The following is a 25,359-nucleotide window of genomic DNA, read 5'->3' on the forward strand; positions in this document are numbered from 1 at the left end:
ACGCGGACAATCGGCACGCGGATGTGCCGACCGCGGGCCGAGCAACCAGGCCGGTGATCGTTTGTGATCACCGCACCAGCCAGGCCCTCTCTGGCAGGAATCGCCCCTTACAGAGGTTCGCCCATGCGGATGTTCTCAGAGATGTAGCGGAAGTAGGGGTCATTTTCGGATTTCCTTGGCCGCACTGCGCCTGGGGGAAATTCTCCGGCCGACCTATACGTTGTTCCTGCCCACCATTCTTCGACGATGGCGGCCTGCTCCTCGAGCCCGTAGAACCGCCACGGCTCTCCGGCCGGTCCGTAGCGGTAGGGAGTTTCGGAGTCGCCGCTCGTGAACCCGATCATCCGGTCTACCGCGCCTTTCCAGAAGTACTCAATCTTGAACGACTTGTGTGCGATCTGCCAGGCGTGCGTGAGCTCGTGCATGAAAGCCTGCCCCGGCTCCAAATAGGTAGAAAATTGCGGCGGGTTGGTGTAGGCCAGTGGGTCGTCGAATGCGTCGCCGAGATTGAGGAGGATGGATCCATCATAGGAGGGGATCGTCAGCATCGCGTTGTTGCGACCGGACAGATTGGTGAGCCGGATGCGGTCCCATGGCAAGGTGTCCCGGAAGAGCTCGTGCGCCGCTGCCTTCTCCGCGGAGTTGAGCCCTCGGTGTTTCACGAGGGCCTCTCCGATGAGCGCCCCGCCGACGAAGGCCGGGATGATCAAGGTTGGGCTGACGAGGAAGGCGGCGCCACCTGCCAGCAGGAGACCGGACAGAGCCCCGGGCCCGATGATGGAGGTATTGGCGGCGTCGCCGATTTCGCTGCCGACAAGGACCAGACCGGCCAGGCACTGGCCTGCGGGCCCGAAGGGAAGGAGAATTGACGAGGCGACCGCAAATTCCAGCACATCGCCGGTAAGTTCCGCGGCAGTGCCGATCACCCCTGTCATCTCCGAGCTGCGGCTTACCGCGATTGAGCCCGCCCGGAAGTCGGGCCACATGTCGGCGATGAGTTGGTCGCTTGCGTCCTCGTCCCAGTCGAACTGACGTGGGCCGGGCGTGTCGGTTCCGTACACCTGTCCTGACTTCTGGTGGATGAGCGCCAAGCCCCCGCTACCCGACTGTAGTACGGCTCGGACGGTGAACTTGTACGAGAAGAGCCCCGTGGCCCGCATATGCCCTTTGAACCGCGCTGATCCGTCACTGTTGATCACGAATTCCGCATGTCCGCCCAGCGGGACACCCGATGGAGTCACGATCGGTTTGGAGAACGTCCGTGACTCGGGACGCTGAAGGATGGTCAGCCGGAACACGACGGTCCCGCTCTGCTGGCCGTTGTTCGATTTCCAATTGATGACCACGGGCAGCCCGGACACGAGACGGGCGTTGTCCGGATGAGCATCGACGCGGAGTACACGCTGCACCTCGGTGTCGGTGGGGCGCAGAGTCACCGTCGCCGACTCCACGCTCACGCCCGGCGGCAACGGACCGGGAGTCAGCTGGATCTCCTTGGGGCCTCCGCCGGAGAGGACGGCGACCGTCAGCAAGCCGGACGATCCCGTGGGGACGCCGATCCTGGTGGGGCTCACCAGCACTTCCGTCTTGCCCGGGACCACCGTGACATGCAGGTCGATGGAGGTGGTGATGGCATCGTCCACGCCCCCGGCGCTGAACAGCGCCACCAACCGGGTGTTGTGCACCGGCCCCAGGGGCGCGGCAGGGGAGACCGACAGCGGGATCGATGCTCTGACCTTCGCCCCGGGCCCGTAGACCAGAGGGGCCGGCGACGGCAGGGTCAGGATGTCGTCCCCTCCCCACAGCTTGAACATCACATATCCCGCTGCGCCGAGCCCCGAGGACACCGTCAAATCGAGCCCTATACGCTCGCCCTGGGCCAGGGTGAAGGTGTCCCGATCCAGTTTGACCGACACGTTCTGAACGATCGCCGTAATCGGAACGATGACCGGCTTCCACTGAGGAGCGACCAAGGCCACTTTCGCCCTCGCGACGCCGCCCCCGTTCTCCGGGGCCCGGCAGGCGATGTTCACCCTGACCTGGTTTCCATATGCCACCTGAACCGGTTCCGCGCCCATGGCATGAGCGACCTGCACCATGTGGCTGTATCCGTGCTCTTGGATCAGCTCCAGCTCATCCGCGTCCATGCCTTCGAGCAGCCCGCGGCTCAGGGCCTCCTCGTAGCTGAGGTGTTCCTCCTTCTCCACGAAGATCTCCGATGAGTGGATCGTCGGTGCGCCGCCGATGAGGCAGGCTCGCACTTCCGCGCTGGACGGGGCGCTGACGATGGCAAAGGAGGTGTTTCTCGTCTGGCCCGGGTTCATCCATACACTCAGCTGCTCGTCCGAGACGAGCGGTTGCACCTCATCCCCGCCGACCGCGAAGTACAGGGGCAGCTCACTGGTGGCAGAGCCCAAGTGGGCGACGAGACGTCCCACGAGCCACTTCTCCGACCCGCCCCCGGGAGCGGGCCCGCACAAGAGCTCGATGTCGACATCCTGGCCGGGTTCCACGGGCACGGATTGGGAACCACTGCCCCTGGCGACCACCCTGGTGTCCTCGACGAGATCCCCATCGGCTGGCCCCCTCTCATCCCCCTCCGGGAGTCGCCAATACTTCTCGGAGACGACTATCTCCCCTACCGCGACGAACGGATCGGCACCGTGGACATCGAGCGACAGGGAGCCGGAGAGAGGGTCGGTCAGCCGGACCCAGTGACTGGTGCTCGAATCAGGCATCACCCGTGTGCAGATCATATTCGGATCGAACGCAACCATCGCCACTCCTCGGCCGTTCACCCGCCTACCATTTGCGTCTGCTCCTCGCGCGCCGCCTTGCCCTCCTGACTGTGTCGGCGCTACCGACACGTGAAGTGGGGCCGCCCCGGCCGTCACTCACATTCCGGCTCCGCAGCCTCCAATGAAGATCTCCACTCGGCACATTCCCTAGCACTTTCCATCCGGGCCAGCCGACGGGAAAGACTCCACCGGTGAAGCCGCTGCGGTAGATGTAGTGACCATCTCCACGCTCGGGCAAATTGACGCCCCCACTAGCGGCGGGCGCAGTCTGCATGCTCTCTGTCGGCATCTTCTTTCAACCGCGCCAGATAACCATTAACAGCCCCTCATTACTTGAGAGAGCCACACAAGAGTCGCGTCATTACCTGGTGATGCACAGCAGCCATGTTTCGTGACTTAACAATGTTGCCGGCAGTTCGAAGTCGCGATATCTCGCTCCGGTTTTCATTGTTAGCTTTGGGGAAGTGTCACGTCAAACCCCCGACATTAAAGACTGTCAACGTTTTAGAATACGTCAGGCGTGTCTTTGACGTTGACCCCGCCAGCTTTGCTGTTGCATGAGGCTGGCTGGGGTTATGTAGCGCTCCGACCGGCCGTGGTTTTCCGTGGCGAGTCAGGCGACATGGTCCGACCGCCGCGTCGGGTGGGTGGGTTCCACGGAGCGAGCACGGGGCTGACCTCGCAGAATCGGACATTTATTCAAGATGAGCACGCGCCGAGCAGCCCGCCTGAGGAACGTCGACTGTCGGCCGTGTCCGGACCGAAACGGGTCACGGAGGGCGAGCCGACCTCGGCTGGCATCGCCCTGGTCGACGTCCTCACAGCGAAGGACGCCAGCGTCGGTGTCCTCGCAGCGGGTGGGCAACCGGCACCCCGCCCATCGCGTCCTACGAGATCCTCGGTTCCGCTCGGGGCTGATCCCGGTCGCGTGCGGGAACGGTCGCCGTCCTGGAACGGGGGCGGCGGCCCGCGACGCGGCCGAGTGGGAGAAGCTCCTCACCTACGGCGGAGTCCCGGCCGGGCGGGGCGGCACGGATCGAAATGGCCTTCGCCCGGCCCCGCCGCCGGGCCGCGGAGCCGACGACGCGCTCGTCCGGCGCTGGCTGGCCGCCCGCGATGTCCCTGGTCGAAGACCTCAGGCCCGGCATGGAGTCCCCCGGAAGTCCTTGACCCCTGAACGTCTCGGTGGCCTCAGTCAGGCGGCTCGTTGAGGATGAGCGCGTACAGGCCGTCGACGACCGCCCGCTGCTCCGCGCCGACGCTCCCATAGTGATCGAGCCCCGGTGAGGAGTTCACCTCCAGGACCGAGTACGGGGCGTCGGGGTCCGTCACGTCCGCGCACGCCAGATCGACGCCGGAGAACGTGAGGCCGAGCTCGGCGGTCACGTCCAGGGCGAGCCGCACCCACCGGGGATGGACGGTCGCCGTCACGTCCAGGGCGGTGCCCCCGGCGGCGAGATTGGAGATGTCGTGCAGCACGACCGTCTCGCCGCGCCGGGGCACGGAGCCGAGGTCGAGCCCGGCCCTGGCCAGCCGGGCTGCGATCCGCGCGTCCGCCGCGTCGATCGTGGTGGGACGGCCGCTGAGCCGGAAGCCGCGCTGGAGCCCGCTCAGCAGTTCCGCGACCGTCGCCGTCCCGTCCCCGGTCAGGTTCAGCGGGAAGCGCGTGTACGCCGAGATCAGCCGGTCGCGCAAGACGACCAGCCGGTGGTCGGGCAGATCGACGGCCTCCTCGACGACCATGAGCCGGATACGCTGCTCGGCGTAGTGGTCGATGACCGGCTGGATCCGCGCCGCGGAGTCGCATCTCCAGACCCCGCGGCCCTGCGCGCCGTCGATCGGCTTGAGATAGACGGGGAACCCGAGCCCGGCCGCGTACTCCGCCGCGCCGTCGGTCGTCCGCGGCCGGGTGAAGCCCCTCTCCGCCAGCCGGGGCATGATCTCCTCCGCCCACCAGGGCAGCAGGAACGCCTCACCGCGCGGGCATTCGAAACCGGACCGCCGCAGGAAGTGCTTGACATACGCCTTGTCCTTGGCGAGCTCGCACGCCGCCCCGGCGTTCAACCCCACATCGCTTCCCCGGATGATCCGGACGGCGCCGCTCCGGTAGCGGATGCGCGCCACGTACCCGTACTCGGGCTCGACCTCGACACCGGCGACGTTGGGCAGGCGCCCCTCATCCCACAGTTCCAGCAACTTCCTGGTGACAAAGGGAAAATGCGCTCCGGTCACTCCGCCCCCTGCGGATCCGCGGCCCCGACGCGGCGGGACCATGCGGCAGGACTATAGGTCAGCCGCCGGAATCCTCCGGGCCGTCCACGGAAACCGGTATCGCCGGCGGAAGCGGCCGGGCCGGGCCACGGATCTCCCAGGACTCCTCCAGGAGCCTCGCGCCGAGCCCGTCTCGCCCGTTCACCAGCAGGAAGATCCCGAGCCTTCGCAGCACCCGTGCCTCCTCCGCCCGGGCACCGAGCCTTCGCGCCGCCGCGAGCGCCAGCCGGTAGTTCCGGTAGACCCGGCCCGGTTCCTGCCCCGGGATTCGGGCGAGGTTCATCCGCGCCTGCACCTGACCGAACCGGTCACCGAGCGCCTCGAACAGCGACAGCGCATGCAGATGATGGTCCCGCGCGGTCTCCGCGCGCCCTTCCAGCAGGTGCACGCACCCAAGTTCGTCGAGGCTGCGGGCCTCCCCCAGCCGGTTGCGCAACCGGCGGTAGATGCCGAGGCTCCGGTCAAGCGCGTCCGCGGCGGCGCTCAGGTCGCCGCACTGGCGGCGGAGGGCCCCCGTCTCGTACAGGACGTGCGCTTCCCCCAGCCGATTCCCCAGCCTGCGGAACCGCTCCAGCGACCGGTCCAGCGCCACGGCCGCCGCCGCCCGGTCGCCGGCACGGCGGCATGCGGCGCCGAGCTGGTTGGACGCGTGCGCCTGGCCGAGCAGGTCGTCGGCCTCCAGGTACATGCGGAACGCCGTCTCGTGGTGCGCGACGGCCCGCGCGTGATCGCCCGCCAGCTGGTGGACGATGCCGAGCTGATTGATCGATCCGGCCTGGCCGATGAGGTCCCCTGCCTCGCGGTAGAGGTCGAGCGAGCGCTCGTGGGCGGCCCGAGCCTCCGCGTACTCCCCGACCGTGCGCAGCACGATGCCGAAATCGTTGAGCGCACCCGTCAGATCGAGGCGGCATCCCAGTTCGTCGTAGCGCACGATGGCCTGCCGCAGGAATTCCAGCGCGGCCGCATAGGATCCGGCCATCCGATGGACGATGCCCAGCTCGTTGAGGGCCTGGGCCTCGCCGAGCGGATTCCCTCCGCGGCGGAAGGCCGCCAGCGACTCGGTCAGCACCTCGATGGCCTCACGATGGTCCCCGACCAGGTAGCGCATCACTCCGAGGTCGTGCAGCGCCGCCCCCAGCGCGTCGTCGTCCCCGCGGCGGGCCGCCGTCTCGACGGCGAGACCGTCGAGGCAGATCGTCCGGTCCAGGGGGCCGTTGCTGCGCAGGTAGTCGTGGACGGCGATCGGGATGTGCATGGCCGCGGCGTCCAGACCGTGCCGGGCCGCGTACTCCACGCAGGCATACAGATTGCGGCGCTCATCCCCCAGCCACCGCATCGCGTCCCGGCGCCCGGTCAGGGAGGGCAGGGGCGAGGGAACGGCCGGCTCCGGCGCGGGAACCGCGGGTGTCCGGCGCGACACCAGGTTGCCGGCCTTGACGGCACCTTGGACGTAATAGGCCACGAGCCGCCGCAACGCCGTCTCACCACCCCCGGCAGGGTCTTCCGCGGAGACGCGCCGGGCGAACTCCCGGACGAGGTCGTGCATCTGATATCGCCCGCCGACCGGTTCGTCGATGAGATGCCAGGAATAGAGCGAGTCCAGATGCTCCCGCGCGGACTCCACGGTGGTGCCGCCGGCCGCCGCCGCGGCGAAGGCGTCGATGTCCCGGCCGAAATGCGCGCCCAGCGCGCGGAAGAAGTCCTGCTGCGGTCCGGTGAGGTCCCCGTAGGACAGTTCGAAGGCCGCGGCGAGCGATTCGTCCTCCGCCCTGATGGCGGAGAGGCGGTCCCTGGCCGAGACCATCTCCGCGGCAAGGTCGGCGGGCGACCACGCGGGACGGTGCCGCAGCCGTCCCGCCGCCAGCCGCACCGCCAGCGGCAGCCCACCGCACAGCGCCACCAGCCGGACGACATCGCCGTCGCTCCCGTCAAGTCCCGGACGGCTCGCCAGCCGCGCGAACAGGCCGGCGGCGGCGGCGTCCGGCAGGACGCCCAGGGACAGCGGGGCGGCGCCCTGGAGGCCGCTGAGCCGCCGCCTGCTGGTCACCAGCACCAGGTTCGTCCCCACTCCAGGCAGCAGCGGCCGCACCTGTTCACTGCCGACGGCGTCATCGAGGACCAGCAGGAACCTTCCCTCGGCCAGCAGGCTCCGCCACAGGCGCCCGCGCGCGTCGGCCCCCGGCGGTATCCGCCGGGCCGCGACCCCCAGCGTCAGCAACAGCTCCGCCAGGGCCTCCCCCGCCGTCATCGCCGCGCGGTCGCGGGAATGGCCGTGCAGGTTCAGGAAGACCTGCCCGTCGGGGTAGCGGTCGGCGAGGCGGTGAGCGGCGTGCACGGCGAGAGCCGTCTTCCCCACCCCGGCCATGCCGTCGATCGCGCGGACCGCGGGACCGCCCTGCCGAGTGAGACGCTCCATCTCGGTATCGCGTCCGGTGAACGGCACCGGATCGGCAGGAAGGCCGCGGAGGGCGGTCAGCGCGTCCACCCGCGCGTCGCGGATGCTCACGTCGCCGTAGACGACGCCGATCTGCACCAGGTGCCCGCCGACGTCGCCGATGGACACGTTCCGGATCTCTCTCGGACCGTCGGGATCCACAACCGAAGTATGAACCCGTCAGGCGCGGCGGATCGTGGCGTCCCGTCCGACCGAGCCGATTTGGATGTTGTCGCCCTCGACACGGCCGCCGATGAACACGTTGCCGTGTCCCCGCCCCTGCGACCCGGCCGCCTCGTCCAGCAGACGCCGCACCTCGTCCGCCAGTTCCGCGTCGGCGGCCAGCGCCCCGCGGACGGCCTCGCGCAACGCGGCCACGTTGTCGGCGTCGGCGGGATCGTCGATCACATCTGCCAGCGCCTCGGGCACCTCGCCCGCGCCGTCGCGCTCACCGAAGAGCCGCTGAGCCATGCGTCTCCCGAAGCCCACCGTGCCGTCCACCGCCTCGTCCTGCACACGCGCCAGGAGGGCTCCTCCATAGGCGCTGGCGGCGGCCGTCACGTACGGCGTCACCTCACCCGCCAACCACACGAGATCCCCGGACATGCCCGCGCCTCCCTAACGATCATCCGCGGCCACCGGGCCGCGGACCGCGACGTCGAGGGTTAGACGCACTGAAGCACCCACAGGATGCGAACACCACCCCCCGCCGGGCTACCGCGCCGAGTACGGACAGTGCGAGCGCCAGCGGCTCTAGCGCGGTCAGGGAGTGATCGGCGTGTTCCTGTCAGCCGGCAGGACGAAGGTTCCGATCATCCCTGGTTCGAGGGCTCCCATGGGCCGTGAGATCTGGAGACGGGACGGTGAGGGCATGGCGGGGGACGTCGATGGGCGGTGGGCCGGCCACCGTGTGGTGGTCGGCCCACCGCCCATCGGGCGCTGTGGCCGGGATCTGTCAGGAGCCTTCGGGGGCGACCCGGTCGCCGGTCCGGACGTGGGTCCGGATGATCTCCGCGACGCGCTCCAGGTGGTCGTCCAGGAAGAAGTGGCCGCCCGGGAACACGAACGCGTCCCCGCCCCGCGTGCCGTGCTCCCGCCAGGCCAGCGCGTCCTCGACCGGGGTCAGCGGGTCGGCGTCGCCCGCCAGGACGACGATCGGGCAGTCCAGCGGCGGTCCCGGCTCGTACCGGTAGGTGTCGATCGCCTGGTAGTCGCCCCGGGCCACGGGCAGGATCATCCGGACGAACGCGGGGCTGTCCAGCAGGCGCGCGTCCGTGCCGCCGAGCCGGGCCATCTCGCCGAGCAGCTCGCGGTCGCCCATCGGGTGGGCGCCTTCCTGCCTGCTGCGCGAGGGGGCGCGGCGGCCGGAGACGATCAGCGCCGGGGGTGGCGTCTCCAGCCGCCGCGCCACCTCGAACGCCACGATCGCGCCCATGCTGTGCCCGAAGAACGCGGTGACGGGGAGGGCGGCGACCTCGGCGGCGATCCGGTCGGCCAGCTCGCGCAGGTCGCGGACGACCGGTTCACGGCGGCGGTCCTGCCGTCCGGGGTACTGCGTGACCGTCACCTCGACGGCCGGGCCGATCGCGGCCGACAGCGCGTGGTAGGCCCCCGCCGATCCGCCCGCGTAGGGGAAGCAGAGCAGGCGGGGAGCCCCCTCCCCGGCCGGATGGAACCGCCGGAACCATCCGCCCGTGTCGGTCCCCACCGGTCAGCGCGCCGGGGTCGTGTGCTCGTCCAGCATCGCCTCGAAGTCGTCCTGCCCGTTGGAGCGGGGGAACGGCTCGTCCGGCACCGGCACCCCGAGGAACCGGCACAGCGGCTCCCAGCCCTGGGTGACCTGGAAGACCAGCAGGCGCTCGGGGTCGACCTCCGCGAGGACCGCCCGGTTGTGCTCGGCGAAGACCCGCTTGGCGTGGTCGGCGTCGGTGAACCTCCCGCCGAACTGGCCGTCCCACACCACCTCGCGGGACATCTTTCGCATCTCGGTCAGCACGGGGCTGGCCGCGGGCGAGTCGTCCATCGCGGCGCGGTGGATGGTGGACCGGGCGCTGTCGTACCAGCCCTGCGGGTCGCGGACGGTGAGGATCACCTTGGCCCGCGGGTAGTGGGCGACCAGGTCGCGCCAGAACCGGGCGCCGGGCCAGTCGACGCTCGACCGGTAGCCGCGGTACACCTCGTCCCAGTCGGTGGGTCCGCCCTGGGCCGCCTTGCTCCACAGCGGGATCTCGTCGGGACGCTCCAGCATCCCCAGCATGTGGTGGCAGGGTCCGAACCCGAGCGTCTCCAGCGCGGCTTTGAGGGAGAACGTTCCGGTCCGGCCGAATCCGGTGCCGATGACTTCGAGCATGCCTCACTCCTTCGAGGTGACGGGTTGTCTCCGAGAGCTGGTCGGGGCGCGGTCAGGCGCCGCGCAGCAGGACGGCCCACACCGTCGCGCCCGGCCCGAAGGCCATCGCGACGCCGTGCTCCCCGGGGCCGAGGGGACGCTCCTCCTGGAGCCGCGCCAGGACCGCGAGGACGGCCGGGGCCGCGGTGTTGCCGTACTCGCGCATGACGGCGCGCGACGCGGCGACCGACTCGTCCGGGAGGCCGAGCTCCTCGGTGACGCGGTCGATGATGCGGCGTCCGCCCGGGTGGGTCGCCCACCAGACGATGTCCTCGCGGCGCAGGCCGTGGTCGGCCAGCAGCGCGTCGACGGGCGCGGCCACGGCGGCGGCGGTGACGTCGGGCATGGTCGGCGCCAGCCGGATGTCGAGCCCCCGGTCGCCGACGTGGACCTGGAGGTCGTCGGCGTGGCGCGGGACCCGCAGCAGCCGCGAGCCGAGGACGTCCAGGCCCGCCGTGCCGTCCCGCCCCGGCGTCATGACCACCGCCGCGGCGGCGTCGCCGAACAGGGTGAGCACGACGGCCTGTTCCTTGTCGTAGGGCGGCGGCTGGAGGTGCGGGGAGAACAGGTCGACGCACAGCAGCACCGCGGGCCGGCCGTGCGCCCGCACCCAGTCCCGGCCGGCGGTCAGGGTCGGGACGGCCGCGTAGCAGCCCATCGGGCCGAGCGAGAGGAACTCGGTGTCGGGGCGCATGCCGGTCTCGTGCACGAGGGCGTCCAGGCCGGGCGCCGAGTGCGTCGTGGTGGTGGTCGTGACCAGCAGGCCGACCTCGTCGGGGCGGAGCCCGGCGCGGTCCAGCGCCTGCCCCACCGCCTGGCGGCCGAGCAGGCGCGCCTCGGCGAGCCCGCGTTCCATCCGGCGCGCCGGGCCCCAGGTCCGGGGGTCCTCGACGAGCGGGTTCAGCGCCATTCCCTTGGTCTCGATCGCCGAGCCCCGGACGATGTCGGCGACGTCCCCGCCGCCCTCATCGCCCCGGAGGAACATGGCGAGCTCGTCCATCTTGACCTGGGGGGGCGACACGAAGGTGACAGAGGTGATCCTGGCCGACGCCATGCGGACGTCCTTCCTGGGCGGTCTCTCGCAGCTCAGGCCATGCTCGGTCCCCCCGGGGCGGGGGCATAAGGCACCGATGGACGCGCGTGCAGCCGGTTGAAAGTGCATACCCGGTTGGCCGGGTGTCCCCCGGAGGGCCGCCGGCCGTCCGGGGGGCGGGCTCAGGCCGCCGAGATCATCCCCTGCTTGATGGCGATCACCACGGCGGCGGTGCGGTTGGGCGCGCCGAGCTTGAGCATGACGCTGGTGACCAGCCGCTTGGCGCCGTGGTCGGAGATCGACAGGCGGCGCGCGATCTGCTTGTTGCTCAGCCCCTCGGCGAGCAGCGCCAGCGTCTCGTTCTCCCGCGGGGTCAGCACCGCGGGCCGCGCGGCGCCGCCGGGCAGCGGCGAGCCCACCCGGGCCAGCAGTTCCCGGCCGACCCGCGCCGGCATCGGCATCTCCCCCAGCATCATCCGGTCGATCGCCTCCCCCAGGTCGTGCGCGGTCAGGTCCTGCTGGATCAGGAAGCCGTCGGCCGCCGTCCCGCCGAACGCCGAGCCCGACGCCTCGACCTCGTCGAGCAGCAGCAGCACCTTGGTGCGCCGCGCGGCGGTGAGCTCGGCCGCGTCCGCGACCTCCGCCCCGGTCACGACGAGCACGTCCACCTCGTCGGCGGCGACGACCTCGTCCGCTCCCCATCTGGTCGTGCAGTAGCGCACCTCCTCGACGCGCGGCAGCATCCGCAGCACCGCCTCGAGCCCGCGCCCCACGACCACGTTCTTGGCGTAGATCACAACATTCAGCCGGCAGGTCACGATGTTCTCCGTCATCGACGCGTATCCCTCTGGTGTCGCCCGGACTTGTCGTTCCTCCGCCATCAAAAGTGATCACTAGTCGGTCAGGCCAGAGTGGTGTCGTCTTCCAGCCATCCCCGAAGGAACGGCATCCGCTCCAACGCGCGCACGACGGTGGCGCCGAGATCGGACAGGCCGGGCCGCCAGGCGGCGAACGCGCCGGGCCGCCGCAGGCACGGCCCCTCGGGGACCGCGACGAAGGCGCCGCCGGAGGCGGTGACCAGCACCCGGCCCGCGGCGTGGTCCCAGGCCAGCGCGTCGGGGACGACGGCCATGTCGGCCCGGCCGGTCGCCACGTAGGCGAGGGCCAGCGCCGACGAGCCGATCCGCCGCACGTCGGCGGCGGCGAGCAGCTCGGCGAACAGCGCGAACTCGGCGGGGTCCGGGGCCGTTCCGGCGCGCGGCAGGTCCGCCAGGACCATCGGCACCGGGCGCGGCGGCGGAGGCTCCACGGCGCGCCCGTCGCGCAGGAGCACGTTGCCCGCGGCGGTGTGGAGCTCGTCCCGCGCGGGCTCGTACACGCAGCCCCCGACCGGCTCCCCGCGCACGGTCAGGCCGATGGACACGCAGTACAGCGGCAGGCCCCGCGAGAAGTTGTGGGTGCCGTCGATCGGGTCGACGTACCAGAGGACCTCCCCGTCGCCGTCGGCCCCGCCCTCCTCCCCCACGACCGCCGAGCCCGGGCACGCCGCGGTCAGCTCCGCCCTGAGCATCTCCTCGACGGCGGTGTCGGCCTCGGTGACGACGTCGTGGGCATGGCCGCCCGGCTTCCCGCGGGCGTCGGTCCCGGCCCCGGCCAGCAGCGCGCGGCCCGCCCGGCGGGCGGCCTGCGCCGCCGCGCGCACCAGGGCCCCGATGTCGTCGGCTGTCTCGTCCTGGATCGTCATCCGGGCACGGTAACGCCGGTGTGCGCGGTTCGCGCGCCCGAACGGGCAGGCCCGTTCGGGCGCGGCTCAGACAAGGCGGAGTTCGGCCAGCCTGATCCCCAGTTCGAACCGGGTGCGCGCGTCCAGCTGCGCCATCGTCCGCCGCACGTGACGCTGCACGGTCCGCTGGGACACCCTCAGCCGGGCCGCGACCGCGGCGTCGGTCAGGCCGGCCGCCAGCAACACCATGATCTCCCGCTGCAGACCGCTGAACGGCTCCCTCGTGACCGGCGGACGTACAACGTCGTTCACTTCGCCCCCTCGCGTGTTCCCCGTGACCACGCTTCCGAAAGTACGACACGGGTCGGACGGAAATTAAGGCGTGCTCCGCTCTCACATGATCACTCAGCGTGCTTTCCTCCGCTTTGACTTGGTATGACGGAAAGTGTTGCTACTCCTTTCCGGGAATTGCCGTCCAGGCATGCCCATCCAGGCAGTGCACAAGCGCGGCTGGTCAGGGGTGACGCCGCCGCCGGGCCGGTGGTGACACTGATCGCGCACCGGCTGACCGAGCGAGGCGAGGAGGCTTCCATGACGGGGCAGACCCTGACCGAATCCATCGACGAGACGCGGAGCTGGCTGATCCAGCGGATCGCCGAGTACCTGGAGAAGGACGCCGCGGAGATCGACGTCGACGCGACCTTCGAGGCGCAGGGCCTGGACTCGATGGCCGCGCTGAGCCTCTGCGACGACATCGAGGACCAGATGGGGCTGGTGGTGGAGCCGACCCTCGCCTGGGACCACCCCACCATCGACGCGATGGCCGCCTTCCTGGTCAAGACGGCCGCCGAGTCCGGGGCCCGCTGACCGATGGACCTGGAGCGGCGTCGCTGGCCGCCGGAGCCCACCGCGGGCGAGCTGAAGCTGCTCGCCGAGGTGGCGGTGTCCCGGGTGTGGACGGACGGGCCGTGGACGGCCGAGGTCGAGCGCCGCATGGAGCGGCTGACCGGCGCCCCCCACGCCGTGGCCTTCAACAGCTGCACCTCGGCGCTGCACGCCGCCCTGCACGCGATGGGCTGCGCGCGGGGCAGCCGGGTGGCGGTCCCCTCGCTGACGTTCGCGGGCACCGTCACCGGAGCTGCGCACATCGGCGCGGAGCTGGTCTTCACCGACGTGCGGCCGGACACCCTCACGGTCGTGGACGACCCGCCCGACGCCGATCTCGTGATCGCCGTCGACCTGCACGGGGTCCCGCACGGCCTGCCGCGCGACCGGGTGGCGGGACGGCCCGTCCTGACCGACGCGTGCCAGTCGATCGGCACCCTGTGGGACGGGCGGCACGTCGGGGCGGTGGGCACGCACGCCTGGTCGTTCTCCTCGGCCAAGCTGGTGGCCGCCCCCGACGGCGGCGCCGTCACCACCGACGACGCCGGCCTGGCCGAGCGGCTGCGGGAGCTGCGGGACTACGGCGTGCCCGCCGGCGCGTCGCGCTCGAACGCGGGCGTGGTGTGGGCCGGCGGCCACAACTGGCGGCCGTCCGAGCTGACGATGGCCATGGTGGCGCACCGGCTGGCGGAGACCGGCCGGTGGGCCGCGCGCGCCCGGGACGTCACCGGCCGCGTCCACGCGGCCATGGACCGGGCCGGGCTGTGGCGCCAGAGCGCCGCGGGGCCGGCCGCACCCGCATGGCACAAGATCCGCTTCGGGGTCCCCGGCTGGCACCCCGAGCGCACCGACCGCCTGGAACGGGCGCTGGCCGGCGCGGGGGTGCCGACGCACCGCTGGGGCCGGTCACCCCTGCACCGCCATCCGGCCTTCGGCCGGGCCGGCGGCGGCCGGCCGCCGGTGGCGGAGGCCGCGGCCGCGGGCACCCTGTGCCTGGGCACCGAGGCCACACCCCCTATGACCTGGAACGACGATGAGGTGGACCGGGTCTGCCGCATCCTGGAAACGATCGTGGAAGGCTGACGATGGAGAACCCTGTCGTTCGGATCGGCATCATCGGCGTGGGCAACTGCGCCCGCGCGCTGCTGGAGGGCACGGCGTACTACCGTTCCGCGCCCGACCTCACCGCCGGGCTGATGTTCCCGGAGGTCGGCCCGTACGGCCCCGGCGCCCTGGAGCCCGTCGCCGCCTGGGACGTGGACGTGGAGAAGGTCGGCAAGGACCTGTGGTCGGCGCGCACCGCCGGGCAGAACCTCGACGTCGGCATCCCGCAGGGCGACCTGCTGCCGGTCGGCGCGGACGTGCGCGTGTCGCGCGCGCCCGCCCTGGACGGCGCCGGCGCCAAGTACCGCGAGCGCGTCACCGTCGCCGACGAGGAGCTCGCGGGGCAAGCCGACGACCGCGAGGAGATCATCGAGCGGATCCGGTCCACCGGGGTGGACGTGCTCCTCAACTACCTCCCGGTGGGCTCCCAGGCGGCCACCGAGTGGTGGGCCGGGGTCGCCCTGGAGGCGGGCGTCGGGTTCGTCAACAACGTGCCGGTGTTCATCGCCCGCAAGGACGAGTGGCGGGACCGGTTCCGCGCCGCCGGGCTGCCGCTGATCGGCGACGACATCAAGTCGCAGCTCGGCGCCACCTACCTGCACCGGGTGCTGGTACGGGCCTTCTCGGACCGGGGCATCACCCTGGACCGCACCTACCAGCTCAACGTCGGCGGCAACATGGACTTCTACAACATGCTCGAACAGGGCCGGCTGGCCTCCAAGCGCACGTCGAAGACGTCCGCGGTCACCGACGCCTACGACGGCGAGCTCGCCGCGGAGGACGTGCACATCGGCCCCTCCGACTACGTGCAGTTCCTCGGCGACACCAAGAAGGCGTTCATCCGCTGCGAGGGCCGCGGCTTCGGCGGCGCGCCGATCGACATGGAGATCCAGCTGACGGTGCCGGACTCGCCGAACTCGGCGGGCGTGGTCATCGACGCCGCCCGGATCGCCAAGCTGGCGATGGACCGCGGTGACACCGCCGTCGACGAGTGGGTGTCGGCGTGGCTGTTCAAGGCCCCGCCGCGCGCGGTGGCGCAGGAGTCCGACCAGGTGGCCCGCGAGCGCCTGGCGCTGTGGACGGCCGGCCGGGAGCGGGACTGACGGAGACCGGGTGAGGGGACGGCCGAGCCGCCGCGGGCGGCCCGGCCGTCGCCGTGCCCGCGGGCGGAGGTGACGATCCTTTGAGCACGACCACCACGATCACCAGTGACCTGGCCGGGCCGATCCGGCTGGTGTTCGTCTTTCCGGGTCAGGGGGCGCAGTGGGTGGGCATGGGCCGGGGGCTGCTGCGGTCCAGCCGGGTGTTCGCCGAGACGCTCGACGAGTGCGCGGCGGCCGTCGAGGCCGAGCTGGGCTGGTCGCCGCGGTGGCGCCTGGAGCAGGACGCGCCGCTGTCGGCCGTGGACGAGATCCAGCCGACGCTGTGGGCGTTCCAGGTCGCGCTGAGCGCGGTCTGGTCCGACTGGGGGGTGCGGCCCGACCTCATCGTCGGGCACAGCATGGGTGAGATCGCCGCCGCCACGGCGGCCGGCGCCCTGAGCGTCGCCGACGCCGCCGCGGTCGTGTGCCGGCGGGCCGTCCTGCTGCGGCGGCTGGGCACGGTCGGGGCGATGTGGGCGGTCGGGCTCGGCGAGAAGGAGGCCGAGGCCGCGATCGGCGCGTACGCCGACCGGGTGTGCGCCGGTGTGCTCAACAGCGACCGGTTCACCGTGCTGTCGGGCGATCCCGAGGCGATCGGGCGGATCGTCGCGCCGCTGCGGGAGCGCGGGGTCTTCTCCCGGCGGGTGGCCGTCGGGTACGCCTCGCACGGGCCGCAGGTCGAGCCGATCCGGGACGCCCTGCTGGAGGCGCTGGCCGGGGTCCGGTCCCGGCCGCCGCGCGTCCCGCTGCGCTCGACGGTCTGGGACCGGACGGTCCAGGGCGCCGAGCTGGACGGCCCGTACTGGATGGAGAACGTGCGGCGGCCCGTGCGGTTCGGGCCCGCCGTCCGGTCCGTCCTCGGCGACGGCGGGCCGGCGCTGTTCGTGGAGATCAGCCCCCATCCGCTGCTGGTGTCCGCCGTCGGGGACGCCATCGAGGCCACGGGCGCCACGGCGGCGGCCGTCCCCTCCCTGGTGCGCAAGCAGCCGGACCTGGAGACCCTGCTGGCCGCGCTCGGCACCGTGTACGCGGCGGGCCGCGACCCCGACTGGTCCCGCGTGCGCACGGGCGGGCTGCGGGTGCCGCTGCCCGCGCAGCCCTGGCAGCGGCGCGGCTTCTGGCTGGACCTCTCCCCTGCGTGACGCCCCGGGAACCGCGTCACGCGCAACGGCGGCGGCCCTGGACTCCTCGGAGTCCAGGGCCGCCGTCGCGTCCGGGCGCGGAGCGCCGCCGGCTCAGCCCAGCGCCGGGACGCGGGCCGTCGACTCGGTGACGATCCTGCGCAGCTCGCCCGAGCGGACGACCTCGGCGACCCGCGCGATGTCGTCCTGGAGGGGGCGGTCCCCCGACAGGAACGGCGACAGCTTGCGGATCATGATGTACGCGGCGCCGGTCGCCGGGCTGAGGCAGTCGAGCCCGCGCAGGTCGGCGGCCTGGCACAGGGCGATCAGGTGGATCGCGGTCACCTCCCGGACCAGCTCCACGACCGTCCGGGCGTCCCGCGCGGCGATCGTGCCCATGCTCACCTTGTCCTGGTTGTGCGCCTCGGTGGAGCGGGAGAAGGAGGTCGCCGGGGTCGTCCCCCGCAGCGCCTCGGCGACCAGCGACGACGCGCTGAGCTGCATGCCCTTGAACCCGTGGTGCAGCCCCGCGTCCCAGCTGCCGGTCTCGTAGCGGGGGATGAGGTTCGGCGTCAGCCCGTTGTTGAACTTCTCGTCGACGACCAGTTCGAGCTGGCGGTCGAGGAGGTCCCCCACGCTCGCCACCGCGATCTTGAGGGAGTCCATCACCTGGCCGACGTGCCCGCCGTAGAAGTTGCCGCCGTTCAGCACGCGTCCGGCCGGGTCGAACAGCGGGTTGTCGTTGGAGGAGTTGACCTCGATCTCCAGCATCCGCTCGGTCCATCCGAGAGTGTCGCGCAGCACCCCGACCACGTGCGGGGCGCACCTGATCGAGTACCGGTCCTGGATCGGCCGGTCGAGCTGGCGGTAGCCCTCCCCCGCCCAGTCCCCGTCGGCGCCGTTCCCGGCGCCGGCGGCGTCCCGGTCGTCCAGCAGCTCCCGGACGGCGCGGGCGCTGGCGAGGACCCCCTCGAACGGCTTCTGCCGGAACAGGAACTCGTCGAAGTGAGCCGGGTTCCCCATCAGCACCTGGCTGGCCATCGCCGTGCACAGCTCGGCGGCGTAGGCCAGCTCGGCGGCGTCGTGGGCGGCCAGCGCCGCGAAGCCCGACATGAACGAGGTCCCGTTGACCAGCGCCAGGCCCTCCTTGGCCTCCAGCGTGACCGGGGCCAGCCCGGCGTCGGCCAGCGCCTCGGCCGCCGGGCGGCGCTCGCCGGCGTGCCTGACCTCGCCCTCGCCGGTCAGCATCCGGGCCACGTAGCTGAGCGGGACCAGGTCCCCGCTGGCCCCCACCGACCCGCGCTCGGGGATGACCGGCAGGATGTCGTGGTTCAGGCAGTCCAGCAGCAGCTCGACCACGCGCGGCCGGATCGCCGAGTAGCCCCGGGCCAGGCAGTTCGCGCGGATGAGCAGCGTGGCGCGGGTGACGTCGGGTTCGGCGGCGTCCCCGGTCCCGCAGTTCAGGAAGCGCAGCAGGTTCTCCTGGAGCGCGGCGCCCTTGCCGTGGTGGACCTGCCGGGTGTTGCTGTCCCCGAAGCCCGCCGTCACCCCGTAGATCGGCAGGCCCCGCGCCATGAGCTCGTCCCTGACCTCCGTCGTGGCGTCCATCCGCCGCACGGACTCGGCGGTGAGGCCCACCCACGGCCGCCGTTCGCCCCGCGCGACCCGGACGGTGTCCGGCAGCGTCAGCCGGTGGCCGTCGATGAGCAGCGGCGAGTCGCGCAGCGGCCGCGGGCCGGACGCGGAAAAGTCGTCCGCCATTTGGCACCCCATTTCCGTGTGCATCCTTTTTCGGCAGTGTGGTGAACGGGGAAAGTCCCGCGTAATCCCTGAGCCGCCGCGCTCACGCGCTGCCCGGATGGGCATGCCCGGTGCCGCGACCGCGCCGGGCTGCGCGAAACGACCGGATGAACGGCGCGGTTCCCGCGGCGGGCCTGCCCGAACGTGCGCCTGTTCGACGATGGGCCGACGGCGGGAGCCGCACTAGCGTGACCCTGACCGCGCCCTTTTCCAGGAAAGGAAGAAACCGCATGCGAATGCTGTCGGCCGAGCAATATGTGGCGTCGCTCAGCGAACCCCCCGACCCGGTTCTGCGGGACCTGACCGCGGAGACGACGGCCACGGCCCCGAACCTGCAGAGCACCCACTACGAGGGCCTGATGACCGCCATGCTCACCCGGGTCGCCGCGCCGCGGCGCGCGGTGGTGCTGGGGACGTTCACCGGGTACAGCACGCTGTGCATGGCCCGCGCCATGCCGCCGGACGGGCGGATCCTCGCCTGCGAGATCAACGCCGAGTGGGCCGCGGTCGCCGAGAAGTACTGGGCGCGGGCCGGGGTCGCCGACCGGATCGAGCTGCGGGTCGGACCGGCCGACGCCTTCCTGCGCGACCTGCCCGGCGATCCCCCGGTCGATCTGGCCTTCGTCGGCGCGGACAAGGTCAACCACCTGCGCTACTACGAGATGCTCCTGCCCCTGCTGCGCCCCGGCGGAGTGATGATCATCGGTGACGCGCTGCGCGGCGGGCTGGTCCTCGACCAGGAGTGCCGGGACGAGGACGTCGTCGCGGTGCGCGAGTTCAACACGGCCGTCGCCGGTGACGACCGGGTCCACTCCATGACCTATCCCGCCGGGGACGGCGTGACCATCGTCTACAAGCGCTGAGAGCCCGCCGGCCCGCGCCCGACCATCCGGGCATGGCCGTTCCTGCGGCCGGTCGCGCCTTACGGCGGGCGCGGGCCGCCGCCGACGATGAGGACTCCGGCCGAACGCCCCCACTGGAGGTACACGTGAACCATGTCGCAGCGGAGCCGGACGTTCCCGCGACCACGCCCATGCCCGACTACTCGGAGATCCCGCGGATCACCGTGACCAGATCCAGCGCGGACGTCGCGCCGGGCTTCCTGTTCATCTCCCCGCAGTCCATGTTCGAGCCGACCGTCCCGCACGGCCCGCAGATCGTCGACGACCAGGGCCGGCTGGTGTGGTTCCACCCGGTGCCGGAGGGCCAGTACGCCACCAACGTCCGCGTCCAGCGGTACCGGGGCGAACCGGTCATCACCTGGTGGCAGGGGACCGCGACCGACACCGGCGTCGGAGTCGGCACCGCCTACGTCGCCGACCTCAACTACCGGGTCATCGCCAGCGTGCAGGTCGGCGGCGGGCACTCGGCCGACCTGCACGAGTTCCTGCTCACCGACCGCGACACCGCGCTGGTGGTCAGCTACCAGGAGCGGTCGGTCGACCTGTCGGAGCTCGGCGGCCCCGCCGACGGCACGGTCATCGACGGGGTGGTCGAGGAGATCGACGTGGCGACCGGGGAGGTGCTGCTGCACTGGAGCGGCCTGGAGCACATCCCGGTCCAGGAGAGCGACATGCCGGTGGTGATGGCGCTGGCCACCGGGCAGCCGTACGACTACCTGCACCTCAACGCGGTCAGCATCGACGACGACGGCCATCTGCTGATCACCGCCCGGATCTCCTCGGCCGTCTACAAGGTCCACCGGCGGACCGGCGAGGTCCTGTGGAAGCTCGGCAGCGGCTACAGCACCTTCGTGCTGGGCGTCGGCGCGCGGGTCAACTGGCCGCACGACGGGCAGGCGGTCGGCGACGGCGTCTACCGGATCTTCGACAACGGCGCCAACAACATGATCGAGGGTTACGAGTCGCGGGTGGTGTGGGTCCGGGCCGACACCGAGACGGGGGTCGCCACGCACGTCCGGACGCTCACCCACCCCGAGCACCTGTCGTCGGTGGCCGAGGGCAACGCCCAGGAGCTGCCCAACGGCAACGTGCTGGTCGGCTGGGGCCGGGTGGGGCGGATCTCGGAGTTCTCCCCCGACGGGGAGCTGCTGTTCGAGGCCGAGACGCCCTCCGGGCCCGGCTGGACCACCTACCGTGCCTTCCGGCACGAGTGGGAGGGCCGCCCGGCGACGCCGCCGGAGGTCCGGTTCGACGGCGAGCACGTCCACGCGTTCTGGAACGGCGCCACCGGCGTCGCCCGGTGGCGGCTCCTCGCCGGCGACACCGAGGACGCCCTGCGGGAGGCCGACGTCGTCGACTGGGACGGCCTGGACACCACCATCAAGCTGCCGGAGGCGGGCCGGGCCGGATTCGTCCGGCTGGAGGCCCTGGACGCCGACGGCAAGGTGATCGACGCCTCTCCGGTCACCCGCCTCGGGGCCTGACCCCGACGCGGGCGGCCCCGGCCGGTCCGACGCCGACAGCTCCCACGGAGTCTCCGTGGGAGCTGTCGCGTTGGAGGGGGCGAACGGATCAGCGTGCCCGGCGGTGGGCCGCGACGATCGCGGCGCGGCGCTCCTCCGCGTAGAGCGTTTCGAGCGCCGGCGGCACGATCCGCGGGTCGGGGTGCGGCGACAGGAAGGAGGGGACGAGTCCCCTCCGGTACCGCGTCCAGGACGCGTCGGCGCCGCGCCGGCGGGTGGAGGCCGGGAGCGTGCGGCCGGCCGCGCGCCCGGGGTCGGTCACCCACCGCTCGGCCGCGTCGATCGCCTCCAGCGCCGCGGCCAGGCCCCGGTGGGACGTCTCGGACCAGGCGAGGGCGCGGGTCCGGAACGTGGCGCCGCGCAGCGCGGGGAAGCGTTCGGCCGCGACGACGATGGGCAGCACCGCCCGCGCGGTGACGCTCTCGCAGGCCAGCATCCGCAGCACCGGGGCGGCGTCCGACCCGTCGTCGAAGGGCGGCGCCCACCCGCGCGCGTCCGCGTGCGCGCCGCAGGCGGGGCACGGCACGGGCAGCGGGCGCACCGACGGGCCCTTCGCCCCCCACTCCACGCGCGGGGCGGGCAGGAGCGCCGCGGCGGCCTCCCGCCGCGCCATCGCCCGCACCGTCTCGCTCACCGGATCGGTGGACATCGGGTCGGTGGACATCGGGTCAGTGGACATCGGTTCGCCTCCGGTCTCGCAGTCCCCGCCGCACGGCCGCGTCCGCCAGGCGCAGGCAGTCGGCCCGCAGCCCGCCGCCGCCCGCCCTCGCGTCCCGTTCGGAGAGCCCCTGGTCGAGCCATGACCCGAGCGCCACCGGGGTGAGCGGGCCGGGCCCGGCCAGCGCCGGCGCGAGGCCGCCGACGTCCGCGCCGAGCAGGTAACCGGCCGCCCACACCGCCGTCATCGTGGGGAGCAGCCGGTCGGGCGAGCGGGACAGGTACGGGGCCCCCGCGTCCAGGACCGCCTCGGGGTCGAGCCCGGTGAGCGGACAGGCGTCGTACCAGTACCAGGGGAACTGGTGCTCGACCGGGTCGCCGTACGTCGGCCGGACCGAGCAGACCGAGTCGTACAGCTGCACCGCGTACGGCCCCGGCGGCAGCTCCGCCGCGCCCGCGCCCGCCGTCCAGGGCCGGTCCGGCGTGTGGACGGCGGCGCGCAGCCCGTTGTGGTGGCCTTCGACCAGGGAGCGTTCGTGCCCGCTGTCCATCAGGTGCGGGACGGTCGCCACCACCGGCACGCCCCGCTCCCGGCAGAAGACCGCGATCATCTCGTCGTCGTCCTGCACCTCGTCGGGGATCCCGGCGAGGTACTCGGCGAGTTCGCGGGCCAGGCGGGCGGGCAGCACGAAGCCCTGGGTGGGGGTCCACTCCCGGGGCGACAGCGGCGCGTACCCCTCGCCCGCCACCGCCGCCCGCCGGACCAAGTACGAGTTGTGCGGCGTGTGCCACAGGCAGAACAGCGACACCCCGTGCCGGGGTCGCCCCCGGACGGCGTCGCGCAGTTGCTCGGCGAAGCGCGGGACGAGGCGCACGTCGTCCTGGAGGACCAGGTGGTGCGTCGCGTCGCGGCCGACGGCCGCCCAGGCGCGCTTGGCCGTGCGAAGCGGGCTGGGCCGGCCGTCGGGCTCGGGGTCGGGGACGACCACCGGGTCGAGCGGGGCGCACGCGCGCACCAGGGCGGGGATCCGGTCAGCGCGACGCGGGTGGTGCATGATGGCCACGCTGATGTCGATCATCGGGACGCCGTGGCCTTCGCGGCGGCCTTCGCGGCGGCGTGGATGCGGTTCAGCGTGGTCACGTCGTGGGCGGCGTCCTCCACCGTGCTGAGGCAGGGGCGTCCCTCCGTCAGCACCTCGAAGAAGTGCTCCAGCTCGGCCTTGAAGGGGTCCACGTAGGAGCCGAACACCGTCGAGGTCGTCAGCGTCCCGTCGCGCAGTCCCGTCCGCGACAGCTTCGCCGGCCAGCTCTTGAGGTAGATCGACGGGTACTTCAGCAGGAAGGTGTCGGACCGCGTCACCGCCCGGAACTCCTCCACGTAGCCGCCCGCGACGGTGTCGAGGGTCAGCACGCTCAGGCTGGCGTGCACCCGGTCCCCGTCGCGCCAGGTCGCCTCGACCCCGCGCCGGTCCAGCACGTCCCCGGCCGTCGTGATCTCCGGGGTGGCGATCCCGGTCAGCGCCCGCAGGCAGTAGACCTCGTGGATCGCCAGGTTGAACAGGACCTCCTCGTAGAAGTAGTCCCACGACCCGCCCCACTGGGGCGCCCGGGACGGCGGGGTCCAGTCCAGGGGCCTGACGACGTCGTGGTGCGCCCGGTAGTAGTAGTCCATGGGCAGCGACGCCTCGGCCCTGACGTACAGCGGGCCGTCCTGCTCGTCGAGGGCGGCCCGCAGCGTCTCGAACGCCGAGTCGAACAGCCGGCTGTAGCCGACCATCACCGTCCGCCCGACCTCCTTCGCCCGCCGCGCGATCGCGTGCGCGTCCTCGGCCGAGTAGCACAGCGGCTTCTCCACGAAGACGTGCATCCCCGCGTCGAGGGCGTCATGGATGATCGACGCGTGGTCGCCCGAGGTGAGGACGACCAGGACGTCCGCCGGGCTCTCCTCCAGCATCCGGCGGTGGTCGGTGTAGGCGGCGGTGACGCCGAAGCGCTCGGCCACCCCCTTGAGGACGTGCGGGTCCCGCTCGCAGACCGCGCGGACCGTGCACACGTCCGACAGTTCGAGCAGGTGCGGCAGATGCATGATCTGCGCGATCTCCCCGCATCCGACGACGTCGACCGTCAGTTTCCGGCGCATGTGGTGATCCTTCCGTCGGTCAGAGCCCGTGGGCGTCGGCGATCTTCCGCAGCGCGTCGCGCAGGTCGCGGAAGTCGTCGTGGTCGCCGAGGAGCAGGAAATGGGGCAGGGTGAGGAACTGGTTGCGGGCCCGCAGCGACTCGGGAAGCTCGAACCCGCGCGGGTCGAGCCGTCCGAGCAGGGCCGGGTCGTACTTCTGGGGCGAGCCCATCGGGTTGTAGAGGGCGCAGTCGTTCAGCGGGTCGTGCAGCGGCTCGCACGTGACCCCGAGCTCCCGGCAGAGCTCGGTGCGCATGGTCTCCACCTCGTCGGGCCGGACGGCGTCGTCGACGCGGATGCAGTAGCGGTAGTACGTGCGCTTGGTGCAGCCCTCCTGCAGCGGGACGGGCGAGAATGCGTCGATCGTGGTGAGGAACTCGTCCAGCAGCGCGGCGGTCTCGCGGCGGCGCTCGTTCTCGGCCTCCAGGTGGTTCAGCCGTCCCAGCAGCACCGCCGCGTGGATCTCCGAGAGGCACAGGTTCCGCCCCTGGACGTCCCCCAGGTCGCGCAGGTTGGGCTCGCCCAGTCCCGGGTCGTCGGTGTAGACCCGGCCGTCGGCCCGGTACTGCTCCATCAGCCCGGCCAGGACCGGGTCGGAGGTGATGGACGCGCCGCCCTCGCCGCAGGTCAGCACCTTCGACTCCTGCATGCTGAAGGTGCCCACCGCGCCGATCGTGCCGACCGGCCGCCCGCGGTGCTCGGCGCCGTGCGCCTGCGCGCAGTCCTCGATCAGCGCGAGGCCGTGCCGCCGGGCCAGCTCGACGAAGGCGTCCATGTCGGCGGTGTTGCAGGCGTAGTGCACCAGCAGGATCGCCTCGGTCCGGGGCGTCACCGCGGCGGCCGCGGCCTCCGGGGACATGCACAGCGTGTCCGGGTCGACGTCCACCAGGACCGGGACCAGTCCCACGCCCGCCACCGCCGACGCGCACGCGACCCAGGTCAGCCCGGGCACCAGAACCTCGGCGCCGCGGCTCAGCCCGAGCCCCTCGAACGCGATCGTCAACGCGCTGGTGCCGCTGGTGGTGGGAACGCAGTATTCCGCGCCGTGGTATTTCGCGAACGCGCGGGCGAAACGGCGCTCGTACAGTTCCTCGCCGTTGTGCATTTCGCTGATGGCCCAGCGGCCGCTCCGCAGGGCGCCGAGGACGATGCGTTCCGTCTCGTCGTCGAGCGGCGGCCACGCGGGCCAGGGGGTCGTGCGGACCGGGGCGCCGCCGTAAGCGGCGAGCCCGGCGACGGGCGCCTTGTCCAGTGGGAGGGCTTCACTCATGTAGAGCCACCTGACTCTCGAATTCGTCGGCAACGAAATTCATCATGAGGATCGCGGCGCCGCCCCGTAATCTCCCGATGGCCGCTCGGGCAGGCGCACGAATGGTCATGCCCCCGTAATCATTCCAG

General features: G+C 72.0%; 21 protein-coding genes. 6 read left to right on the top strand and 15 right to left on the bottom strand.

Annotation, left to right across the window (positions count from 1 at the left end; all coding sequences use genetic code 11):
* Positions 1–107: 107 nt before the first annotated feature.
* The 10 genes from AKI01S_RS13740 to AKI01S_RS49160 all read right to left on the bottom strand — a co-directional run bounded on the left by AKI01S_RS13740 (position 108) and on the right by AKI01S_RS49160 (position 12,960).
* Complete coding sequence (locus AKI01S_RS13740) at positions 108–2,777, bottom strand: hypothetical protein (RefSeq protein WP_067816116.1); 2,670 nt, start codon at positions 2,775–2,777, stop codon at positions 108–110.
* Between the two features lie 1,212 nt (positions 2,778–3,989).
* Positions 3,990–4,994: a hypothetical protein gene (locus tag AKI01S_RS13745; RefSeq protein WP_067816117.1), complete on the bottom strand. Its 1,005-nt coding sequence runs from the start codon at positions 4,992–4,994 to the stop codon at positions 3,990–3,992.
* Between the two features lie 94 nt (positions 4,995–5,088).
* On the bottom strand, positions 5,089–7,632 hold the full coding sequence (locus tag AKI01S_RS13750; RefSeq protein WP_157419828.1) for an ATP-binding protein: 2,544 nt from the start codon (positions 7,630–7,632) through the stop codon (positions 5,089–5,091).
* 51 nt (positions 7,633–7,683) lie between these two features.
* Entirely contained in the window at positions 7,684–8,109 is a 426-nt protein-coding gene (locus tag AKI01S_RS13755) for a hypothetical protein (RefSeq protein WP_067816123.1), read from the bottom strand.
* A gap of 349 nt (positions 8,110–8,458) precedes the next feature.
* Positions 8,459–9,211, bottom strand: a complete 753-nt coding sequence (locus tag AKI01S_RS13760; protein WP_067816127.1) for a thioesterase II family protein — start codon at positions 9,209–9,211, stop codon at positions 8,459–8,461.
* Positions 9,212–9,214: 3 nt separating this feature from the next.
* Positions 9,215–9,853 carry a sulfotransferase family protein gene (locus AKI01S_RS13765; RefSeq protein WP_067816130.1) on the bottom strand — a complete coding sequence of 213 codons (639 nt, stop codon included), beginning with the start codon at positions 9,851–9,853 and terminating at the stop codon, positions 9,215–9,217.
* 52 nt (positions 9,854–9,905) lie between these two features.
* Positions 9,906–10,946, bottom strand: coding sequence for a 3-oxoacyl-[acyl-carrier-protein] synthase III C-terminal domain-containing protein (locus tag AKI01S_RS13770; RefSeq protein ID WP_067816134.1), 1,041 nt, complete (start codon positions 10,944–10,946; stop codon positions 9,906–9,908).
* Between the two features lie 161 nt (positions 10,947–11,107).
* On the bottom strand, positions 11,108–11,758 hold the full coding sequence (locus tag AKI01S_RS13775) for a helix-turn-helix transcriptional regulator (protein WP_083999520.1): 651 nt from the start codon (positions 11,756–11,758) through the stop codon (positions 11,108–11,110).
* Between the two features lie 68 nt (positions 11,759–11,826).
* On the bottom strand, positions 11,827–12,669 hold the full coding sequence (locus tag AKI01S_RS13780) for an inositol monophosphatase family protein (protein ID WP_067816140.1): 843 nt from the start codon (positions 12,667–12,669) through the stop codon (positions 11,827–11,829).
* Between the two features lie 66 nt (positions 12,670–12,735).
* On the bottom strand, positions 12,736–12,960 hold the full coding sequence (locus AKI01S_RS49160) for a helix-turn-helix domain-containing protein (RefSeq protein ID WP_157419829.1): 225 nt from the start codon (positions 12,958–12,960) through the stop codon (positions 12,736–12,738).
* A gap of 279 nt (positions 12,961–13,239) precedes the next feature.
* On the opposite strand from AKI01S_RS49160, the gene AKI01S_RS13785 reads away from it, so the two are divergent.
* From AKI01S_RS13785 to AKI01S_RS13800, 4 genes are all read left to right on the top strand, one after another.
* The gene (locus AKI01S_RS13785; protein ID WP_067816143.1) at positions 13,240–13,515 is read left to right on the top strand and encodes an acyl carrier protein; all 276 of its coding nucleotides are present in this window, start codon (positions 13,240–13,242) and stop codon (positions 13,513–13,515) included.
* 3 nt (positions 13,516–13,518) lie between these two features.
* The gene (locus AKI01S_RS13790) at positions 13,519–14,616 is read left to right on the top strand and encodes a DegT/DnrJ/EryC1/StrS family aminotransferase (protein ID WP_067816146.1); all 1,098 of its coding nucleotides are present in this window, start codon (positions 13,519–13,521) and stop codon (positions 14,614–14,616) included.
* A gap of 2 nt (positions 14,617–14,618) precedes the next feature.
* On the top strand, positions 14,619–15,740 hold the full coding sequence (locus AKI01S_RS13795) for an inositol-3-phosphate synthase (protein WP_067816149.1): 1,122 nt from the start codon (positions 14,619–14,621) through the stop codon (positions 15,738–15,740).
* Positions 15,741–15,820: 80 nt separating this feature from the next.
* Complete coding sequence (locus AKI01S_RS13800; RefSeq protein WP_067816152.1) at positions 15,821–16,921, top strand: acyltransferase domain-containing protein; 1,101 nt, start codon at positions 15,821–15,823, stop codon at positions 16,919–16,921.
* Positions 16,922–17,014: 93 nt separating this feature from the next.
* Here the strand turns inward: AKI01S_RS13800 and AKI01S_RS13805 are convergent, their stop codons facing one another.
* Positions 17,015–18,661, bottom strand: a complete 1,647-nt coding sequence (locus tag AKI01S_RS13805; RefSeq protein ID WP_067816155.1) for an HAL/PAL/TAL family ammonia-lyase — start codon at positions 18,659–18,661, stop codon at positions 17,015–17,017.
* A 269-nt stretch (positions 18,662–18,930) separates the two neighbouring features.
* On the opposite strand from AKI01S_RS13805, the gene AKI01S_RS13810 reads away from it, so the two are divergent.
* Together AKI01S_RS13810 and AKI01S_RS13815 are read left to right on the top strand one after the other, a co-directional pair.
* Entirely contained in the window at positions 18,931–19,563 is a 633-nt protein-coding gene (locus AKI01S_RS13810) for an O-methyltransferase (protein ID WP_067816158.1), read from the top strand.
* A gap of 125 nt (positions 19,564–19,688) precedes the next feature.
* Positions 19,689–21,086, top strand: a complete 1,398-nt coding sequence (locus tag AKI01S_RS13815; RefSeq protein ID WP_169813958.1) for an arylsulfotransferase family protein — start codon at positions 19,689–19,691, stop codon at positions 21,084–21,086.
* A gap of 88 nt (positions 21,087–21,174) precedes the next feature.
* On the opposite strand, the gene AKI01S_RS13820 is transcribed toward AKI01S_RS13815, so the two are convergent.
* From AKI01S_RS13820 to AKI01S_RS13835, 4 genes are read right to left on the bottom strand one after another with little or no spacing between them, the layout of a single operon-like run.
* Positions 21,175–21,804 carry a hypothetical protein gene (locus AKI01S_RS13820; RefSeq protein ID WP_157419830.1) on the bottom strand — a complete coding sequence of 210 codons (630 nt, stop codon included), beginning with the start codon at positions 21,802–21,804 and terminating at the stop codon, positions 21,175–21,177.
* Positions 21,794–22,861, bottom strand: coding sequence for a hypothetical protein (locus tag AKI01S_RS13825; protein WP_067816165.1), 1,068 nt, complete (start codon positions 22,859–22,861; stop codon positions 21,794–21,796). Before AKI01S_RS13825 ends, AKI01S_RS13820 begins: the two co-directional genes overlap by 11 nt.
* Complete coding sequence (locus AKI01S_RS13830; protein ID WP_067816167.1) at positions 22,858–23,922, bottom strand: Gfo/Idh/MocA family protein; 1,065 nt, start codon at positions 23,920–23,922, stop codon at positions 22,858–22,860. Before AKI01S_RS13830 ends, AKI01S_RS13825 begins: the two co-directional genes overlap by 4 nt.
* A gap of 19 nt (positions 23,923–23,941) precedes the next feature.
* Positions 23,942–25,231, bottom strand: a complete 1,290-nt coding sequence (locus AKI01S_RS13835) for a DegT/DnrJ/EryC1/StrS family aminotransferase (RefSeq protein WP_067816170.1) — start codon at positions 25,229–25,231, stop codon at positions 23,942–23,944.
* Between the last annotated feature and the right edge of the window lie 128 nt (positions 25,232–25,359).

The organism is Actinomadura kijaniata NBRC 14229, assembly GCF_001552175.1.
Lineage (GTDB): Bacteria > Actinomycetota > Actinomycetes > Streptosporangiales > Streptosporangiaceae > Spirillospora > Spirillospora kijaniata.

Excerpts from the sequence above, each read along its gene's own strand:
- AKI01S_RS13740 (WP_067816116.1), bottom strand. The coding sequence starts at position 2,777 with ATGGTTGCGTTCGATCCGAATATGATCTGCACACGGGTGATGCCTGAT.
- AKI01S_RS13755 (WP_067816123.1), bottom strand. The coding sequence starts at position 8,109 with ATGTCCGGGGATCTCGTGTGGTTGGCGGGTGAGGTGACGCCGTACGTG.
- AKI01S_RS13765 (WP_067816130.1), bottom strand. The coding sequence starts at position 9,853 with ATGCTCGAAGTCATCGGCACCGGATTCGGCCGGACCGGAACGTTCTCC.
- AKI01S_RS13770 (WP_067816134.1), bottom strand. The coding sequence starts at position 10,946 with ATGGCGTCGGCCAGGATCACCTCTGTCACCTTCGTGTCGCCCCCCCAG.
- AKI01S_RS13775 (WP_083999520.1), bottom strand. The coding sequence starts at position 11,758 with ATGACGGAGAACATCGTGACCTGCCGGCTGAATGTTGTGATCTACGCC.
- AKI01S_RS13780 (WP_067816140.1), bottom strand. The coding sequence starts at position 12,669 with ATGACGATCCAGGACGAGACAGCCGACGACATCGGGGCCCTGGTGCGC.
- AKI01S_RS13785 (WP_067816143.1), top strand. The coding sequence starts at position 13,240 with ATGACGGGGCAGACCCTGACCGAATCCATCGACGAGACGCGGAGCTGG.
- AKI01S_RS13790 (WP_067816146.1), top strand. The coding sequence starts at position 13,519 with ATGGACCTGGAGCGGCGTCGCTGGCCGCCGGAGCCCACCGCGGGCGAG.
- AKI01S_RS13795 (WP_067816149.1), top strand. The coding sequence starts at position 14,619 with ATGGAGAACCCTGTCGTTCGGATCGGCATCATCGGCGTGGGCAACTGC.
- AKI01S_RS13805 (WP_067816155.1), bottom strand. The coding sequence starts at position 18,661 with ATGGCGGACGACTTTTCCGCGTCCGGCCCGCGGCCGCTGCGCGACTCG.
- AKI01S_RS13810 (WP_067816158.1), top strand. The coding sequence starts at position 18,931 with ATGCGAATGCTGTCGGCCGAGCAATATGTGGCGTCGCTCAGCGAACCC.
- AKI01S_RS13820 (WP_157419830.1), bottom strand. The coding sequence starts at position 21,804 with ATGTCCACTGACCCGATGTCCACCGACCCGATGTCCACCGATCCGGTG.
- AKI01S_RS13825 (WP_067816165.1), bottom strand. The coding sequence starts at position 22,861 with ATGATCGACATCAGCGTGGCCATCATGCACCACCCGCGTCGCGCTGAC.
- AKI01S_RS13830 (WP_067816167.1), bottom strand. The coding sequence starts at position 23,922 with ATGCGCCGGAAACTGACGGTCGACGTCGTCGGATGCGGGGAGATCGCG.
- AKI01S_RS13835 (WP_067816170.1), bottom strand. The coding sequence starts at position 25,231 with ATGAGTGAAGCCCTCCCACTGGACAAGGCGCCCGTCGCCGGGCTCGCC.